General features: G+C 63.6%; 17 protein-coding genes and 1 riboswitch. Of the genes, 10 read left to right on the top strand and 7 right to left on the bottom strand.

All coding sequences use genetic code 11. The annotated features are described in order from the left end of the window. The first annotated feature begins 61 nt into the window (after positions 1-61). Positions 62-823, top strand: a complete 762-nt coding sequence (locus tag ABG82_RS26440) for a MerR family transcriptional regulator (protein ID WP_043078355.1) — start codon at positions 62-64, stop codon at positions 821-823. Between the two features lie 16 nt (positions 824-839). On the opposite strand, the gene ABG82_RS26435 is transcribed toward ABG82_RS26440, so the two are convergent. From ABG82_RS26435 to ABG82_RS26425, 3 genes are all read right to left on the bottom strand, one after another. Then, positions 840-1,040, bottom strand: a complete 201-nt coding sequence (locus ABG82_RS26435) for a hypothetical protein (protein WP_043078356.1) — start codon at positions 1,038-1,040, stop codon at positions 840-842. Positions 1,041-1,070: 30 nt separating this feature from the next. Further along, entirely contained in the window at positions 1,071-1,226 is a 156-nt protein-coding gene (locus ABG82_RS26430; protein WP_052511040.1) for a DUF6131 family protein, read from the bottom strand. A gap of 89 nt (positions 1,227-1,315) precedes the next feature. Next, entirely contained in the window at positions 1,316-2,746 is a 1,431-nt protein-coding gene (locus tag ABG82_RS26425) for a phytoene desaturase family protein (RefSeq protein WP_043078357.1), read from the bottom strand. Between the two features lie 200 nt (positions 2,747-2,946). Here ABG82_RS26425 and ABG82_RS26420 point away from each other — a divergent pair, with 200 nt between their 5' ends. Next, entirely contained in the window at positions 2,947-3,147 is a 201-nt protein-coding gene (locus ABG82_RS26420; protein WP_043078358.1) for a three-helix bundle dimerization domain-containing protein, read from the top strand. Here ABG82_RS26420 and ABG82_RS26415 read toward each other — a convergent pair. Then, positions 3,144-3,821: a potassium channel family protein gene (locus ABG82_RS26415; protein WP_043078396.1), complete on the bottom strand. Its 678-nt coding sequence runs from the start codon at positions 3,819-3,821 to the stop codon at positions 3,144-3,146. The genes ABG82_RS26420 and ABG82_RS26415 overlap by 4 nt on opposite strands. 60 nt (positions 3,822-3,881) lie before the next feature. On the opposite strand from ABG82_RS26415, the gene ABG82_RS26410 reads away from it, so the two are divergent. From ABG82_RS26410 to car, 6 genes are all read left to right on the top strand, one after another. Next, the gene (locus ABG82_RS26410) at positions 3,882-5,378 is read left to right on the top strand and encodes a potassium/proton antiporter (RefSeq protein WP_043078359.1); all 1,497 of its coding nucleotides are present in this window, start codon (positions 3,882-3,884) and stop codon (positions 5,376-5,378) included. 83 nt (positions 5,379-5,461) lie between these two features. Further along, positions 5,462-5,630, top strand: a riboswitch (M-box (ykoK) riboswitch). A gap of 301 nt (positions 5,631-5,931) precedes the next feature. After that, positions 5,932-7,668 (top strand): NRAMP family divalent metal transporter, encoded by a 1,737-nt coding sequence (locus ABG82_RS26405; protein WP_043078360.1) that lies wholly within the window; start codon positions 5,932-5,934, stop codon positions 7,666-7,668. A 4-nt stretch (positions 7,669-7,672) separates the two neighbouring features. Then, complete coding sequence (locus ABG82_RS28035; protein WP_078343604.1) at positions 7,673-7,927, top strand: WhiB family transcriptional regulator; 255 nt, start codon at positions 7,673-7,675, stop codon at positions 7,925-7,927. Between the two features lie 320 nt (positions 7,928-8,247). Beyond that, a complete protein-coding gene (locus ABG82_RS28485; protein ID WP_043078397.1) occupies positions 8,248-8,643 on the top strand; it encodes a pyridoxamine 5'-phosphate oxidase family protein in 396 nt (131 codons plus the stop codon). A 9-nt stretch (positions 8,644-8,652) separates the two neighbouring features. Next, entirely contained in the window at positions 8,653-8,931 is a 279-nt protein-coding gene (locus ABG82_RS26395) for a glutaredoxin domain-containing protein (protein WP_043078361.1), read from the top strand. A 187-nt stretch (positions 8,932-9,118) separates the two neighbouring features. Continuing rightward, a complete protein-coding gene (gene car, locus ABG82_RS26390) occupies positions 9,119-12,655 on the top strand; it encodes a carboxylic acid reductase (protein WP_043078362.1) in 3,537 nt (1,178 codons plus the stop codon). Positions 12,656-12,669: 14 nt separating this feature from the next. Here car and ABG82_RS26385 read toward each other — a convergent pair whose 3' ends face one another. From ABG82_RS26385 to ABG82_RS26375, 3 genes are all read right to left on the bottom strand, one after another. After that, positions 12,670-13,071: a VOC family protein gene (locus tag ABG82_RS26385; protein ID WP_043078363.1), complete on the bottom strand. Its 402-nt coding sequence runs from the start codon at positions 13,069-13,071 to the stop codon at positions 12,670-12,672. Next, positions 13,034-13,864 (bottom strand): AraC family transcriptional regulator, encoded by an 831-nt coding sequence (locus tag ABG82_RS26380; RefSeq protein WP_043078398.1) that lies wholly within the window; start codon positions 13,862-13,864, stop codon positions 13,034-13,036. The genes ABG82_RS26385 and ABG82_RS26380 overlap by 38 nt, the downstream gene beginning before the upstream one ends. 93 nt (positions 13,865-13,957) lie before the next feature. Next, a complete protein-coding gene (locus tag ABG82_RS26375) occupies positions 13,958-14,920 on the bottom strand; it encodes an NAD-dependent epimerase/dehydratase family protein (RefSeq protein WP_043078399.1) in 963 nt (320 codons plus the stop codon). A gap of 57 nt (positions 14,921-14,977) precedes the next feature. Here ABG82_RS26375 and ABG82_RS26370 point away from each other — a divergent pair, with 57 nt between their 5' ends. Together ABG82_RS26370 and ABG82_RS26365 are read left to right on the top strand one after the other, a co-directional pair. After that, the gene (locus ABG82_RS26370; protein ID WP_043078364.1) at positions 14,978-15,544 is read left to right on the top strand and encodes a TetR/AcrR family transcriptional regulator; all 567 of its coding nucleotides are present in this window, start codon (positions 14,978-14,980) and stop codon (positions 15,542-15,544) included. Positions 15,545-15,657: 113 nt separating this feature from the next. Beyond that, positions 15,658-16,992, top strand: a complete 1,335-nt coding sequence (locus ABG82_RS26365) for a hypothetical protein (protein WP_043078365.1) — start codon at positions 15,658-15,660, stop codon at positions 16,990-16,992. The last annotated feature ends 73 nt before the right edge of the window (positions 16,993-17,065 follow it).

Raw genomic sequence — 17,065 nt, 5'->3', positions numbered from 1 at the left:
CTGATGGGGTGGGGGTTTCGGATGTTGACCATGCCGTAGCGGCATAGTGTCGAGTGGCGGCATGTCATGGGACGCAGAAGGAGTAGCAGTGGGCTGGAGCACCCGGGAGCTTGCCGAACTTGCCGGTACCAGTTTGCGCGCGGTGCGTCACTATCACGATGTCGGTCTGCTCGGCGCGCCCGAACGACGGTCCAATGGCTACAAAAGTTATGGCGTCGCACACCTGGTCCGGATCTTGCAGATCAAACGACTCACGGGGTTGGGCCTGTCGCTGAAGCAGATCGCGGAGATGGATCAGGCGGCCGAAGATCCACAGGAGGCATTGCGGGCACTCGACGCGGAGCTGGCTGCCACCATTGAGCGGTTGCAGCGCGTGCGTGACGAGTTGGGGCAGATTCTCTCCAGTGAGATCGCTGCGGATCTCCCGCCCGAATTTGGTGCTGCTGCGGTGAGTGCGGAGCTGTCGGACACTGATCGATCGCTCGCATTTGTCATGTCTCGGGTGTTGGGCCCAGTCGGGCTGCAGGCCTTTGTGGGAATGTTCCTGGACCAGCAGGACCGCGAGCTCGATCGGGAGCTGGAAAGTCTGGCCCCCGATGCCGACGAGCGGACACGCGCCGATCTTGCCGAACGGATGTCCCTGGAGGCCAGGCGGTTGTATGCCGAGCATCCGGGGATGCTGAACTCGACGGCCGATGCGCCGCGCGGCCAGCGCTTCGCCGAGCGCACGGTGGCGCAGGCGCTGCTCGATCTTTTCAATCCCGCACAGCTTGACGTGCTGGTTCGGGTGGGTGCCGCGGTGCGCTCGGAAGAATCTCGCTAGGCGGAGCGGCCCCGAGTCACGGGCTGGGCTGGGGGATGCTGCAGTGGGTGACCGTCGGATTGAGCCCCGCGTAATTGAGCGGTCCGGCGACCACGGTCAGCGCGATCGTGCCTGCGCTGGCACAAGTTTGTGAGCTTTCGGTGAAGTATCCGCGTTGCGCCACCGCAATGGCGCCGATGATCAACCAGATGGCCAACAGGGTTCCGGCATAGCGCATGGTGTCCTCCTTGCCGTGTGAGCGGTGAGGTCAGTAATAGTGACGGCGGCCGCCGATGGCATGCCCCATGCGGCCCGCGATCATGAGGACCAGGCCGATGACGATGAGCACGACCCCTGCTGTCCACAGCAGGCCGATGTCGAAGAAGAAGCCGGCGGCCAGCAGGATAGCTCCGAGGATGATCATGGTTCTCACCCGTTTCAGGTTGTTTACTGTGTCAACTATACGCCCTGGATTCCCGTCGGGAAGGGGAACCATCTACGCCGCAAAAGAACTCACGGGTGACGCGAGCTTCGCCGCAGATGTTTGAGTGCGGCATTCGCGGCGTGCACACCGCACATGCCGTGTGCGCCGGGACCCGGTGGGGTGGCCGCGGAGCAGAGGAACATCCCCGGTGCGCCGAGGCTGTACGGCGAGAGCCCGATGCGCGGGCCGAAAACAAGTTGCCGGACATCCTTGGCGCCCGTCATGATGTCGCCGCCCACGTAGTTGGCGTTGTACGCGGACATCGCGGTTGTCGAGCGCACGGCTGTGCCGACGATCCGCGCGCGGAAACCGGGTGCGAACCGTTCGATTTGCCGGATGATCGCCTCGGTCGCATCCCCTGGATAACCGAACGGCACGTGCGCGTAGGTCCAGAGCGGGTGTACGTCGCTGACAGAGCGTTGTGGGTCGGCCAGGTACTGCTGCCCGACGAGCACGAAGGGGCGCTCCGGCATGGTGCCGGCATGGATCAGGCGTTCAGTGGAGGCAAGCTCGGCATACGAGCCGCCGAGATGCACAGTGCCGGCCCGGTGGGCATCGGGGTTGGTCCACGGAACTCCGCCCTCAACCGCGAAGTCGACCTTGAATGCGCCCGGGCCGTGCCGAAATCTCCGGAATGCGCGTAGGACTCCTGTGGGCAACCGATCACCGAGAATCTTTGCTACGGAACCCGGTTCGAGATCGAATAGGGTCAGGTCCGCGTCGGGCAACTGCCCAGCGCGGTCGACGCGAGCCCCGATGTGAATTGTTCCGCCTAACTCGGTAAGAGTCGCGACCATGGCCCGAACGAGGGAACCGGTGCCGCCCGAGACGACGGGCCAGCCATACCGGTGCCCGGCTGTCATGATCCCCAAACCGACCGCAGCCGTCATCGGGTAATGCAAGGGGCGGAACGCATGGGCAGCGACACCGCCGTACAGCGCCCGGGCGGGCTCGGTCCGGAACAGTCGCGCAACAGCGGACGCGGGGAGCGCCGCGGGAACTCCGAACCGCGCCAGGTGTATCGGGTGGCGGGGGATGCGCAGCAGTGGTGCCGTGATGTCCTCGGCGAGGGTGTCGAAGTGCCGGGAAGGATAGCCGAACAGAGCGAGCCAACGGCCGCCGTCGTTGCCCAGTCCGGCGGCCGTGTCGTCGACCGACCGATAGAGGATGCCGGCGGTGCCGTCATCGAGTGGATGGGCGCAGTCGACCTCCGGCAGGAGCCAGCGAACGTTGTGACGGTCCAGATCCAGACTCTTCAAGAAGGACGAACCAATGGCCATCGGGTGAGTCGCCGCGCAGTCGTCGTGGATCAGGCCGGGAACCAGTGACTCCGAGGAACGGCACCCACCCCCGGGCCGATCAGTGGCCTCCAACACAGTGACAGCGATTCCCGCACGGGCAAGAGTAATTGCTGCGGCCAGCCCGTTGGGCCCACTGCCGACAATGGTCGCGGTGCTCATCCGCGAGCCGTATCGGCAGCGTGGCGGTCACGAAAAACGCAGGCGATAAACGATTTACGGCAGATCCGCACCGTGACATCCACCTCCGTCGTATCCGTCTTGAAAGTGTACAAACCTGGTTGCCGGACGCTTGGCTGGCCGACACCGACCGCATTTCTCGTGGTTGACGAAATTGCAAACGTAGTGCAAATTTTGTCCCCGTGACAGGTGTCGATGAGCAGGTAGGTATCGGTCAGCTCGTTGAGGATCTGCAAGGCCGCCATCCCAGTCTGACTCCCGATGTGGTTGATGCGGTGGTGCGCGAGGTGCACTCCCGCTTCGATGGCAGCCCGGTACGTGACTATGTTCCGCTGCTGGTGGAGCGGCGCGCCTGCGAAGAATTGGCGCTACTCAGCGTCTAGCGATCGGGAGCCACTCCGGCCCCGTGAATCGCGGCGCGGATCGCGTTCTCGTCGGCGCTGTTGGCGATGAATAACATCTCGTCGCCGGCCTCGAGGAGATCTTCCGGGGCGGGCGTCATGACTGTTCCGTGCCGAACCACGGTGACCAGCGCGGTATTCGGTGGTAGGTCGAGATCTGCCACTCGCCGTCCCACCAACGGATTGTCTTCCGGCAGATTCAGTTTTGTCAGATCCGCGCGACCCTCACGCAGGCCCATGAGGCGAACCAGGTGCCCGATGTCGATCGCACCCTCGATGCCGGCCACCATGGCGCCTGGCGTCGACACCGCCACGTCAACTCCCCATGCCTGGCCGAAAAGCCATTGGTTCCGGATGTCATTGATGCGGGCGACCACGCGGGGCACGCCGAATTCACTCTTGGCGAGCAGGCCCACCACCAGGTTGGCTTTGTCGTCACCGGTGGCGGCGACCACCACATCGCAGGTTTCGATTCCCGCTTCCTCAAGGGTGTCCAGTTCGCACGCATCGGCGTTGAGCCAGTCCGCGCCGGGCACGGCCTGGGGTTCGAAGTTGCTGCGCTCCTGCTCGATCAGCAAGATCTTGTGGCCGTAGTCGAGCAGTTCACGCGCGACGGAACGGCCGACCTTGCCCGCGCCGGCGATCGCGACTCGCATCTTCTGTTCCACCACCCCGCTATCGTGCCCTATTAATCAGAGTCGACCGACGGGAACGAAGTGAGCCTGCACCAGCTGTACCTGGACTTGCTCATCGGTGGGCTGGTGCTGCTCGCCAGCATCGTGGGCACCCGCGTGGCGACGCGGATCGGATTCCCCAGCCTCTTGTTCTTTTTGTTGGTCGGCGTGGTTCTCGGCGAGGACGGCCTGGGGCTTGAGTTCGACGATGTGGAGTTGGCCCGGAACGTATGCACGGCTGCCCTGGCGGTCATCCTCGTGGAGGGAGGTCTGACCACACGGTTCGCCGACATCCGCAAGGTGCTCGCGCCCGCCGGTGTGATGGCCACGGTCGGCGTGGTGATCAGCACCGTAGTGACCGCGGTTGGCGCCCATGTGCTGCTACGCATGGACTGGCAGCTGTCGCTGCTGCTCGGCGCCATCGTGTCTTCCACCGATGCCGCCGCCGTCTTTTCGGTATTGCGAGTGCTGCCGCTGCCGCGCCGGCTCGCGGGCCTGCTGGAGGCGGAGTCCGGATTCAACGACGCGCCCGCGGTGATCCTGGTGCTGATGTTCAGCGTCGTGCCGTTCATCTTCGAACCGAAGAGCGCCGCGATACAGATCGTGTACGAATTGCTTGCCGGTTCTGCGATAGGTCTGCTGTGCGGCTTCCTGGGTGCCATGGCACTGCGCCGGGTCGCGCTGCCGGCCTCCGGGCTCTACCCGATCGCCACCTTCGGTATCGGCCTGGTCGCCTTCGCGGCGTCGGGCAGTGTGGAGGCCAGTGGCTTCATCGCCGCGTACTTGGCAGCGGTGGTGCTCGCGAACTCCGGTCTGCCGCACCGGTCCGCCACTCGCTCTTTTGCCGAGGGGCTGGGCTGGCTGGCGCAGATCGGCCTCTTTGTACTCCTGGGATTGTTGGTCAATCCCAGTGAGCTGCTGGACGACCTCGTCCCCGCGATCGTGGTGGGGCTGGTGTTGCTGTTGGTAGCGCGTCCGCTATCGGTCGTGGGATCACTTGCCGGATTTGGTGTTCCATGGCGCGAGCAGGCTTTTCTCTCATGGGCCGGATTGCGCGGCGCCGTCCCTGTCGTGCTGGCGACGTTTCCGATCGTGGAGGGCGTGCCCGACAGCTCTCGCCTTCTCAATATCGTGTTCGTGCTGGTGGTGGTTTTTACGCTGGTGCAAGGCCCGAGTCTGCGCCCCGTCGCGCGCCTCCTGGGATTGATCACCCGGGAGGAGACGCGGGAAGTCCAGGTCGAGGCAGCTCCTTTGGATGTATTGGATGCCGAGCTGCTCACCATGAAGGTTCAGCCAGGATCCCGCCTGCGCAATGTCACGATCCTCGAACTGAGGCTGCCCGATCCGGCCGTCGTCACGCTGATCATCAGACAGGGGCACACCTTTGTTCCGCTGCCTGATACTCGCATCGACTCGGGCGATGAGCTGATGATCGTCACCACCAGCAAGACCAGAGCGTTGACCGAGTCTCGGCTACGTGCGGTGAGCAGGCGCGGCAAGCTCGCGCACTGGTTCGATGAATACGGGGACGTGGGCTGATGCTCGCCCCGCACCATCAAGCGGCCGTTAAGAATTGGGGTTGCGTTGACGCGCAGCGCCACTCGGGCATACAGTGACCGGCGTCAGCACCTCGCTAGGCGAGGCTCCTGCGCGAACATAGGCCACTGATCCGACGACGTCGAGAGACGCCCAGGGTTAGGACAGATCTCCCCGGGTTAAGGGGTGATCCGAGGTGGCTGCCCTCCAGGATTACGTCGCGCAGTGCCGAAGCTCTGACGAGAGAGGTGGTCGGCCCGTTCATGGCGGGTGCCCTTCTTTGTCTGAGCGCGTTTGACGTGCGCTGATGTGAAACCGTTTGCGGCACAGCCGCCCTGGCAGCGAGGAGGTGAGGGACGACATGCAGTCCGGCGATAGTCCGTATCCCAGTCCGGATCGAAAACCTGGCTTAGCCCAGTACATATACGTGTTCCCAGCCTTCCGCTGCGGCACCGTTTGCGCCTGACCTGACGCGAGACATCATGCGGCAGGCCCGTTTTGGCGTGCGCGGATACGTTCGCAGTGGACCGAACCCTGAGAAAGGGCGGCAACTGCAATGGCATTTTTCAACGGCGTCTCGCGCCGATACGACAGCGGCAGGCATGCCCCGACCGGCGCCGTGATGGACAGCGCACATGTCGGAGACATTGTCGGCGCTCTGGGCACCATTGGGCAGCATGAGAGCACCGAGGGGCGCAGCCGGTGGCAGCGATTCCGGATGCTGTTGGCAGTCTTGGGCCCTGGCCTCATCGTGATGGTGGGCGACAATGATGCGGGTGGGGTGGCCACCTACGCTCAGGCGGGTCAGAACTACGGCATGGCGTTGCTGTGGACGTTGGCGCTGCTTATCCCGGTGCTGTACGTCAACCAGGAGATGGTGGTTCGGTTGGGGGCGGTCGCCGGAGTCGGGCATGCCCGGCTCATCTTCAGCAGATTCGGGCGCTTCTGGGGTGCTTTCAGTGTCGGCGACCTTTTCGTGGTCAATGCGTTGACCATAGTCACCGAATTCATCGGTGTTGCAATGGCACTGAGCTACTTCGGCCTCCCGCGCTGGATCTCGGTGCCGCTATCGGCGGTGCTGTTGTTCGCCGTGGTGGCCGGTGGTTCGTTCCGGCGGTGGGAGCGATTCCTTTTCGCGCTCATCGCTATCAATATTGTGATGATTCCGATGGCGATCCTGGTGCATCCATCGCTGGGTAAGACTGCATCGGGGTTCGTGCCGTCCTTTCCGGGTGGCCTGAATGCCGAACTCTTGATGCTGATCGTGGCGATTGTCGGCACCACGGTGGCTCCGTGGCAGCTGTTCTTCCAGCAGTCCAACATCGTGGATAAGCGTCTGACACCGCGCTGGATCCGCTATGAGCGGATCGATCTCGCGGTGGGAATCGTGGTGGTGATGATCGGTGCGGTCTGCATCATGGGTGCCGCGGCATTTGGATTGGCAGGCACGGACGCGGTTGGAAATTTCACCGATGCTGGCGCCGTCGCCCGTCTGTTGCATGAGCACGTGAGTCCTACCGTCGGTGCGCTGTTCGCCGTCTTGCTGCTGGATGCCTCGCTCATCGGTGCCAATGCCGTGGGGCTGGCCACCACCTACGCGTTGGGGGACACCTTCGGGAAGCGTCACTCGCTGCACTGGAAGCTGTCCGAGGCGCCCGCGTTCTATCTGGGCTACGGGGCACTGCTGGCGGTTGCGGCTGCGGTCTCCTTCAGCCCAGACCCGGTGTTGGGAGTGCTCACCCAAGGGGTGCAGGCACTGGCTGGTGTGCTGCTTCCCTCGGCCACCGTCTTCCTGGTGTTGCTGTGCAACGACAAAGCAGTCCTGGGACCATGGGTGAACAGTGTGCGTCAGAATATTGTTGCAGGAGTGATTGTTTGGGCTCTGGTGTTGCTGTCTTTGTCGCTCACCGCAGCGACCTTCTTCCCCGATCTGGGCACCGGGCAACTCAAGGCGTTCTTCGTCGGCGGCGCGGCCGTCGGCCTGATCGGCGGATTGACCGTGTACGTGGCCAAGCATCGCGCCGAGCGCGCCGCCGCGCGGGCGACCGCTGCCGATCTCGGTGGGTTGGATCCGGATCAGATTCAGGACTTGGACTCATCGCCACGGGACCGGACGTTGCGGCGTGAGATTCTGTGGCAGGAGCGCGAAACCTGGCGCACCCCAGCGCTTGACACGCTCGAACGCCCCATCTGGTCACCGTTGCGAACCGCGGGGATGATCGCGTTGCGCGGCTACCTCGTGGTGGCGGTGCTATTGGTCGGTGTCAAAGTCGCGCAGACCATCATCGGGTAGCGCGATGAAATGGCTTGAGTGGGCGCATTGCCGGGGCATGTCGACAGACCTGTTCTTTTCACCGGATTACGAACGGGGAAGAGCGCGCAGCTTGCGTGAGGCGCGCGCCAAACAGATCTGTAGAGGCTGCCCCGTCCGTGAGGCATGTAGCAGTTACGCCATCACCGCGGGCGAGTCATTCGGGGTCTGGGGTGCGACCACTCCCCGGGAAAGGCGGGATCGCACCAGGGTGTCCCGGGCCAGCGGGCACTGGACGTAGTTAGGCATTACGAATAAGATAGTTAGGTGACCCGAAATCATGAGGCGGCGCTGGACTCCTCTGGTGCCTCATGGTGCGAGACAGTGGCGGTGGCACAGGCTCTCGCCCTGGGAGACAAGGTTTCCGCGGCCCGCATCCTGCGGACCAGTCGGCGTCTCCTCATGGTTTCGGAGGGTCTGCTGCATCTACTCGCGCTGCTGATGCGCGCGGCCCCGGCCGGTGACACCGATCGGTTACTTGATACGGCCCGGGCCTGCGCGCCGCCGCCACCGATACCGAATCTCGTTCCAGTGCAATCATTCCAGGAGGTTACGTACACGATGCCCACCCTCTCCGACGAGATGAAGCGGATGCTCGGTTCTCAGCTGGCGATCCTTGCGACGGTGACCGACGGCATTACTCCGAACATCGGACCCAAGCGCTCGCTGCGGGTCCATGACGATCGCTCGCTGATATTCAACGAGAACACGGGCGGGCAGACGCTGGCCAACATCGATGCGGGATCGAAGGTTTCCGTCGCGGTGATCGATCGCGAAGCACTGGACGGGTACCGGTTTGTGGGCTCGGCACAGATTCACGAATCAGGTCCGGCGTTCGAGGACGCCGTCGCCTTCGCGCAGGAACGTGGCATGAAGTATCCGCGCTGCGCGGTGGTCATCACCATCGAGGACATCTACACGCTCAAGCCAGGAGCTACCGCGGGTAAGCGGGTGTAGACATACAGCATGACGGATTCGCTGCCGGCCCCCGATGAGGTAGTTGTGTACTGGCGGCCAGGCTGTCCGTTCTGTATCAAGCTGCGGGCGCAGTTGCGTTTCAGTCGGCTGCGCTATCGCGAGGTCAATATCTGGGAATCGCCGGAGGCGGCCGCCTACGTGCGCTCGGTGGCGGGCGGTAACGAGACGGTGCCCACCGTGAATGTTGCGGGCCTGCCCTTGGTGAATCCGTCGCGCCGGCAGCTGTTGGCGGCGGCACGCGAGCATGCGCCTCAATCATTGCGGTAGTGACGCTGCTCACGTCCTGTGGTCACGTATTCGGGCGATCTCACCGTCCACCAGCGGGAATATCCGCTCGACGAGGGGCGGTGAACATCGGCTCACAGGGAATAGTTAGCTTAGGTATGTACTTTTACCGTATGGGCAGCGGCGCCCCTAAAAACTCCTAACACCGATTCTTCCGAGGTATCCAGGCATGACTGAAACGATCTCCACAGCAGCTGTCCCGACAACGGATCTCGAAGAACAGGCGAAACAGCGCATCGCGCAGATCGTGTCCAGCGATCCGCAGCTGGCGTCGCTGCTCCCTGAGGATTCGGTCACCGAGGCCGTCAACGAATCAGGCCTACCGCTGGTGGAGGTGATCAGGCGGCTCCTGGAGGGTTACGGTGACCGCCCGGCCCTTGGGCAGCGCGCGTTCGAATTCGTCACGGACGACAGCGGCGCGACCGTCATCGCGCTGAGGCCCGAGTACACCACCACGTCCTATCGGGAGTTGTGGAACCGCGCCGAGGCGATCGCTGCCGCTTGGTATGACAGCGGAATTCGCGACGGCGACTTCGTCGCCCAACTCGGGTTCACCAGTACAGACTTCGCATCTCTGGATGTGGCCGGACTGCGCTTGGGCACCATCTCGGTGCCGTTGCAGACCGGTGCCTCGCTGCAGCAGCGCAACGCGATCCTCGAGGAGACCGGGCCTGCGGTCTTTGCCGCCAGCGTCGAGTACCTGGACGCCGCCGTTGACTCGGTACTCGCGACGCCGTCGGTGCGACTGCTCTCGGTCTTCGACTACCACCCGGAGGTGGACAGTCACCGTGAGGCACTCGATGCCGTGCGGACCCGGCTGCGGGAGGCCGGCCGGACGATCGCGATCGAGGCGCTCGGCGAGGCCCTCGTGCGGGGACGTGAGCTCCCCGCCGCACCTCTGCCCAGCGACGACCCCGACGCGCTGCGTCTGCTCATCTACACCTCCGGTAGCACCGGCACCCCCAAGGGTGCGATGTACCCGCAATGGCTCGTTGCCAATCTTTGGCAGAAGAAGTGGCTCACCGACGACGTCATTCCGTCGATCGGCGTGAACTTCATGCCGATGAGCCACCTGGCAGGCCGCCTCACCCTCATGGGGACGCTGTCCGGCGGCGGAACCGCCTACTACATCGCGTCCAGCGACCTTTCGACATTCTTCGAGGACATCGCGCTCATCCGGCCTTCCGAGGTGCTCTTTGTGCCGCGCGTGGTGGAGATGGTGTTCCAGCGTTTTCAGGCGGAGTTGGACCGGTCGCTTGCTCCAGGAGAGAGCAACGCGGAGATCGCACAGCGAATCAAGGTTCGCATCCGCGACGAGGACTTCGGCGGCCGCGTGCTGAGCGCCGGATCCGGTTCGGCGCCGCTGTCCCCCGAGATGACGGAATTCATGGAGTCCCTGCTGCAGGTGCCGCTGCGCGACGGGTACGGATCCACCGAGGCTGGTGGCGTGTGGCGTGACGGAGTTCTCCAGCGGCCACCGGTCACCGACTACAAGCTGGTTGACGTCCCAGAACTGGGCTACTTCACCACAGACTCTCCGCATCCCCGCGGTGAGCTGCGGTTGAAGTCGGACACGATGTTCCCCGGCTATTACAAGCGCCCGGAGACCACCGCCGACGTCTTCGACGAGGACGGGTACTACAAGACCGGTGACGTGGTCGCCGAGCTGGGACCGGACCACCTTAAGTACCTCGATCGCGTCAAGAACGTGCTCAAGCTCGCTCAGGGTGAGTTTGTCGCCGTGTCCAAGCTGGAGGCTGCTTACACCGGCAGCCCGCTGGTTCGTCAGATCTTTGTGTACGGGAACAGCGAGCGTTCGTTCCTACTGGCCGTCGTCGTCCCGACACCGGAGGCCCTTGAGCGGTACGCGGATTCGCCGGATGCGCTCAAGCCCCTGATCCAGGATTCGCTGCAGCAGGTCGCCAAGGACGCGGAGTTGCAGTCCTATGAGATCCCGCGCGACTTCATCGTCGAGACCGTGCCGTTCACCGTCGAGTCCGGGTTGCTGTCGGACGCACGAAAGTTGCTGCGCCCCAAGCTGAAGGACCATTACGGGGAGCGCCTGGAGGCGCTGTACGCGGAGCTGGCGGAAAGCCAGAACGAGCGGCTGCGCCAACTGGCCCGTGAGGCGGCGACCCGTCCGGTGCTGGAGACGGTGACCGATGCCGCGGCCGCGCTGCTGGGCGCGTCGTCCTCGGACCTGTCTCCTGACGTGCGGTTCATCGACCTCGGAGGTGACTCGCTGTCGGCGCTGTCCTATTCCGAGCTGCTGCGCGACATCTTCGAGGTAGACGTTCCGGTGGGCGTGATCAACAGCGTTGCCAACGATCTTGCCGCGATCGCCCGGCATATCGAGGCGCAGCGGACCGGAACGGCGACGCAGCCGACATTCGCGTCCGTCCATGGCAAGGACGCGAAGGTCATCACCGCGTCCGAACTGACTCTCGACAAGTTCCTGGACGAGTCGTTGTTGAAGGCGGCCAAGGACATTCAACCGGCTACCGCAGACGTCAAGACTGTTCTCGTGACCGGTGGCAACGGCTGGCTCGGACGCTGGCTGGTGCTGGACTGGTTGGAGCGGTTGGCTCCTCATGGCGGCAAGGTATACGCCCTTATTCGCGGTGCCGATGCCGAAGCAGCCCGCGCGCGGTTGGATGCCGTGTACGAATCGGGTGACCCGAAGTTGTCGGCGCACTACCGTCAGCTGGCGCAGCAGGGTCTGGAAGTGATCGCCGGGGACTTCGGCGACCAGGATCTGGGTCTTACTGAAGAGGTTTGGCAGAAGCTCGCCCGTGACGTGGACCTGATCGTCCACTCCGGTGCGCTGGTGAACCACGTGCTGCCGTACAGCCAGTTGTTCGGTCCGAACGTGGCCGGCACCGCCGAGATCATCAAGCTGGCGATCTCTGGGCGGCTGAAGCCGGTCACCTATCTGTCCACCGTGGGTATCGCCGACCAGATTCCGGTGACACAGTTCGAGGAAGACTCCGATGTGCGCGTGATGTCAGCGGAGCGCCAGATCAACGACGGTTACGCCAACGGATACGGCAACTCAAAGTGGGCCGGTGAGGTGCTGCTGCGGGAAGCGCATGACTTGGCTGGGCTCCCGGTGCGTGTGTTCCGCTCCGACATGATCCTGGCGCACAGTGACTACAACGGTCAGCTCAACGTCACCGACGTGTTCACCCGGAGTATCCAGAGCCTCCTGCTCACCGGTGTCGCGCCAGGCAGCTTCTACGAGCTGGATGCTGACGGTAACCGCCAGCGTGCCCACTACGACGGTGTGCCAGGCGATTTCACCGCCGCATCGATCACTGCTATCGGCGGTGTGAACGTGACCGATGGCTACCGCAGCTTCGACGTGTTCAACCCGCACCACGACGGCGTCTCGATGGATACGTTCGTCGACTGGTTGATCGAGGCCGGCTACAAGATCTCGCGTATCGATGACTACGGCCAGTGGCTTGCGCGGTTCGAGTTGGCGCTCAAGGGGTTGCCCGAGCAGCAGCGCCAGCAGTCCGTGTTGCCTCTTCTCAAGATGTATGAGAAGCCGCAGCCCGCGATTGACGGAAGTGCGCTCCCGACAGCGGAATTCAGCGGAGCTGTACGTGAGGCCAAGGTAGGCGAAGACGGTGAGATCCCACACGTCACCAAGGAACTGATCCTCAAGTACGCCACGGACATCCAGCTGTTGGGTCTGGTGTAGCCGAGCGCCCCTGGTTATCCAGGGGTCGGCTCGCCGGCGTAGTCGCCAAACGACCACAGGTTGCCTTCGGGATCGCGAACCGCGAACTCGTTGGCGCCGTAGTCGGTTACTGCCAGTGGCCGGACGATATCGGCATTCTTGGAGACGACCCGCTGATAGAGGCCGTCGGGGTCACGGGTCACTACGTATCCGCCTGCGGTCCCTGGTCGCAGGGTCCATTCACCGCCTGGTCGGTGGCTGCCCAGCATGATGCCGCCGCTGCCCTCTGGCCAATTCAGTTGGGCGTGATCGACCCGATCGCCCTCACCGTAACGAGCGGCGAGGATGAAGCCGAAGGTGTCGACGTAGTAGTCGATGAGCGCCGGGGCATCGTCGGTCTTAAGGGTCAGCCACACGGTGGGCGTCGAGGTAGTCATGCTCCCACTGTGATCCGAACGAGTGCCCGCCGTCTTGTATATTTCGGAACTCCGCATTCAGCCACGTTCGCGGCGGTACACCGGTGAGTCGGACGAATTCGTGCGTGAAGTGTGCCTGATCGGCGAATCCGGTTGCGGCCGCTATGGCTGCCAGGTCGACCCGCCCGGCTCGTGCTGATTCGGCGAGCAGACCGGTGGCCCGTTGGAAACGCATCAGCATCGCCACCGTCTTAGGTGATCGACCGACCTCTCGCTGGAACAGAGTGGCCAAATGGCGAGAGCTGATTCCTACGCAGGAAGCCAAGGTGCTCATGGAAATTCGGCCCTGACTGCGTTCCAGTAGATGCCAGGCCTGAGCGACCTCAGGACGGACGGGCTCTGTCGTCCGATGTCGCCGCGACTCTGCCAGGTAGGTTGCGACGGTATCGAATGCGTCGGCCCAGCCACGGCTTCGGGCGGTACGTTCGGGTAGGCCCGCGGCAGCACTGCCCAGGAACTCGAGTCCATCGAATTCCGTGACGGGAAGTTCCGCACTGGGAACTCCGAACAGCGCGCGGGACGCCAATGGATGCACGGCGAGTTGGACACCGGCCTGTCCGGAGCGCTGTCGTATCCGTGCTGCTCGGGTGTGCAAGCCCCCGAGCACCAAGGGATTCGGTTGGGCGTTGATGAGTGCGGCGGCGGAGCCGGCGGCTTCGACTCCGTCGTCGAGGCTGACGATGAAGGTCAGCGTGGCCGACGGCATGCCGAAGTGAACCTCTTCGGGGACGTCCAGGGCGCGATAGCCCACCATCGACGCGACACCCGGCACGCTGCGCGGTGGCGCGACGACGAAATCCCAGCTGGGTTCTCCGGTTCCCGCCATCCGTGCCAACGCTACGCGGCTCTAGCGGGATTTTCCCGGGAGAAGCCGGTATTTGGCACGTTGCGGGTCGGCCCGGTACCAGTTGATGGTCTGGCGTATCCCATCATTCCAGTCGGTGGCGGCGCGGCCAAAGAGTGCACGAAAACGGCTGTCGTCCACAAGGAATGGCTGCTGGAACTGGTACAGCAGCTCGGCACCTTCTCGCGCGATGGGTGCCACCACCTTGAGGACCCTGATCAAACGCGGCGTCAGCCGCCCGACCTTCGGGGAGGATCCGGCGATCTTGCCGATCTTCTCGATGAATCGCCTGCCAGTGATGGCGGGGGCGACCGGGACATGAAAGACCTGTCCCGCAACCGCCGGATGTTGCCCCAGATCGGCCAGCGCCCGGCCGAAGTCGCCGATGAAAGTGGCCGTCACGGGCAGGTCCGGATCACCCGGCCACATCGCCTTGTGTCCGGTCAGGACAGCGGTGAATAGTGCTGCCCCGAACAAGGATTCGACGCGCGGGCCATAGAGTTCGGCGGCGCGGCCGATCACGGTCTCGGTCTGTCCCCGGGCATGTGCCGACAGGATCATCTCCGCGGCGAGTGCCCGCAGCGCGCCCTTGTAGACCACCGGCCGGATCGGGCTGTCCTCGTGCATCGCACCGTCTACCTTCCCGTACATCCAGGTGTCGTCGGCGTAGACAAGCCGGGCGCCGACCTTTCCGGCCGCACTGATCAGTGCACGGGTCAGGTCGACATAGGTGGGCAGCCAGGAGTCCATCGGCGGCAGCGCACAGTGATAGATGGTTGTCGCGCCGGCGCAGATTTCGGTGATCCGTCCGGCATCGGTCGCGTCGGCGGCGATCGCGTCGACTCCCTTGGGCGCGCCCCTGCCGGTACGACTGACGGCGCGCACCGTGTGTCCGGCGGCCAGTAGTTCCCCGCATAGGACGGTGCCGGTCGCTCCGTTGGCTCCCACCACGACATGTATGCCCACCACAACTCCTCTACGTTTGTAGAGGCACGGTACTCTACGAACGTAGAGGGAGGCAAGATGTCCGATGATCGTCGAACTCGGATAGCCGATGCGGGGCTGACTGTGCTGGCAGAGGCCGGTGCGCGTGGTCTTACCCATCGGGCTGTCGACCGCTCGGCAGCGCTGCCCGAGGGCTCCACGTCGTATTACCTGCGAACCAGGGCCGCACTGTTGCAAGCGTGCGCGGCACGGCTTGGCGAGCGGACTCTGCGAGCGGTCAGTCCGCTGGCAGAGGCCGACGACCTCGACGTCGATGAACTTGCGCAATTGGCGGTCCGGGCCGTGCGGACCTGGACCGCCAACGGAGGTGTCCTCGTGCTCGCGCGGCATGAGTTGCTGCTGGAATCGGCGCATCACCCCGACGCGCGAAGTGTTCTTGACGCCGCAACTCAACGTGTCCGCGGACTCCTCGAACAGCGGGTGATCGCGCTGGGCACTTCTGATCCCGTCGAGCGCACCGCGGACCTCGTCGCATGCCTGGACGGCGTGGCGCTCGCCTATGCCGTTCGCGGGGTGGCAGAAGAGAATTCGCTGGAGAGAAGTGTGGTGCGTGTGGTGACCGGTCTTCTCGCCGCCCGTAATTAACCTCGGCGAGCTAGCGCTTCATGCGCTCTGGAAGCTTCAATACCCGCGAATCAGGATGTGACTCAGGGTTTTCCCGGAGGCGCGGTGTCCCTCGCGGCGGCTAGGCTCGCGGCATGACGACCGTTGCGCCCGAACAGTCAGGCACTTCCGCGGATGATGAAGCGCAGGGCCCGGTGCGATGGACCTCGTTGGAAAAGCTTGGATTCCGTCTGCTGTTCACCATCGGCGGGGGCATTCTCGTGCTGTCGGTATACGACAATCTCGGGCTGTTCGGGATACTTGAGCCGGTGCTGTGGCTGACCACGCAGATTGGGAGTTTTTTGATCCGTGGTCAGGGGATCGAGCTGACCGCGTCGGCAGGGGGCGATCTGCTCTGGATGTGGTGCTTCCACCTCGGATGGGTTGTCGTGGCGGTGGTCATCTCGGTGATCTGGACCGTGTTGGATCGCAACCGGCCGAACTACCGGCGGCTGGCAGCCACGCTATGGGTGTTCGCCCGGTACGGTCTGGCCTTGTCGATGATTCTGTACGGGATGGCCAAGGCCATTCCCACGCAGATGGGATTCATGGCGCTTCCTGATCGGCAGCTTCAATTAGTCGGCGACACAAGTCTTTTCGCAACACTCTGGGGTTTCATGGGCGCTTCTGAGCCCTACTCGATAGCCACGGGAATCGTGGAACTGGGCTCGGGCCTAATGCTGCTGTGGAATCGCACATGGATCTTGGGCGCGCTGGGTTCGGTTTTTGCGATGGGTCAGGTCTTCCTGCTCAACATGACCTACGACGTGCAGGTCAAGCAGGTATCGGGCGAGCTCTTTCTGATCGCGGTGGCGATCACCGCACCCCTGTGGCCAAACCTCGTGCGGGTGGTCTTCAACCGTGGTACTCAGCCGGTGCGCCTGTGGCCACCCCTCGGCGCGGGGCGGGGATGGTTGTTGAAAACGGGCATCATACTGAAGTTCGGCTTGGCGTCAGCTTTGACAGTGCTGTGTGTCTATCAGAGCACGCTCGTGTACTCGACCTATAAGACGCCGACCTCCGATTTGGACGGGGTCTGGCGTGCAACGTCATTCACCATTGACGGGCACGAGGCAACGCTCAAGGAGAGTGATCCCGCGCCCTGGTCCAATGTGGCCATCACCCACCGCGACAAGGTGGACGAGTTCGGAGTGAAGGCATTCGTCTCTCAGACGCCCGACGGGACCACCTCGCGGTGGCTGCTGGAGATCAACGGGGACCGGCTGGAGTTACGCAAGCGTAAATCAGATGCGCCACAGCAGATTCTGGGGATACATCAACCCAGTTCGGATCGGTTGATTCTCACCGGTGAGGTAGCGGGCAAGCAGGTCGTGGGCAGTTACGAGCGCCGGATCATGGAGCGCGACAAGTCAGGGTTCCGCTGGGTTCAGCCCGAGATCGATCCAGACTCGGCGGCCACGGCCGAATAGCCGGCAGGTGCGTGCGCCAGATATCCAGAGCTATTTCTGAACGAGTATTTCATTCCCAAATTCGGCTGATATC

Source organism: Mycobacteroides immunogenum (assembly GCF_001605725.1).
Classification (GTDB): domain Bacteria; phylum Actinomycetota; class Actinomycetes; order Mycobacteriales; family Mycobacteriaceae; genus Mycobacterium; species Mycobacterium immunogenum.
The sequence above is the reverse complement of the archived record's forward strand: the minus strand, read 5'-3'. Positions and strand labels throughout refer to the sequence as shown.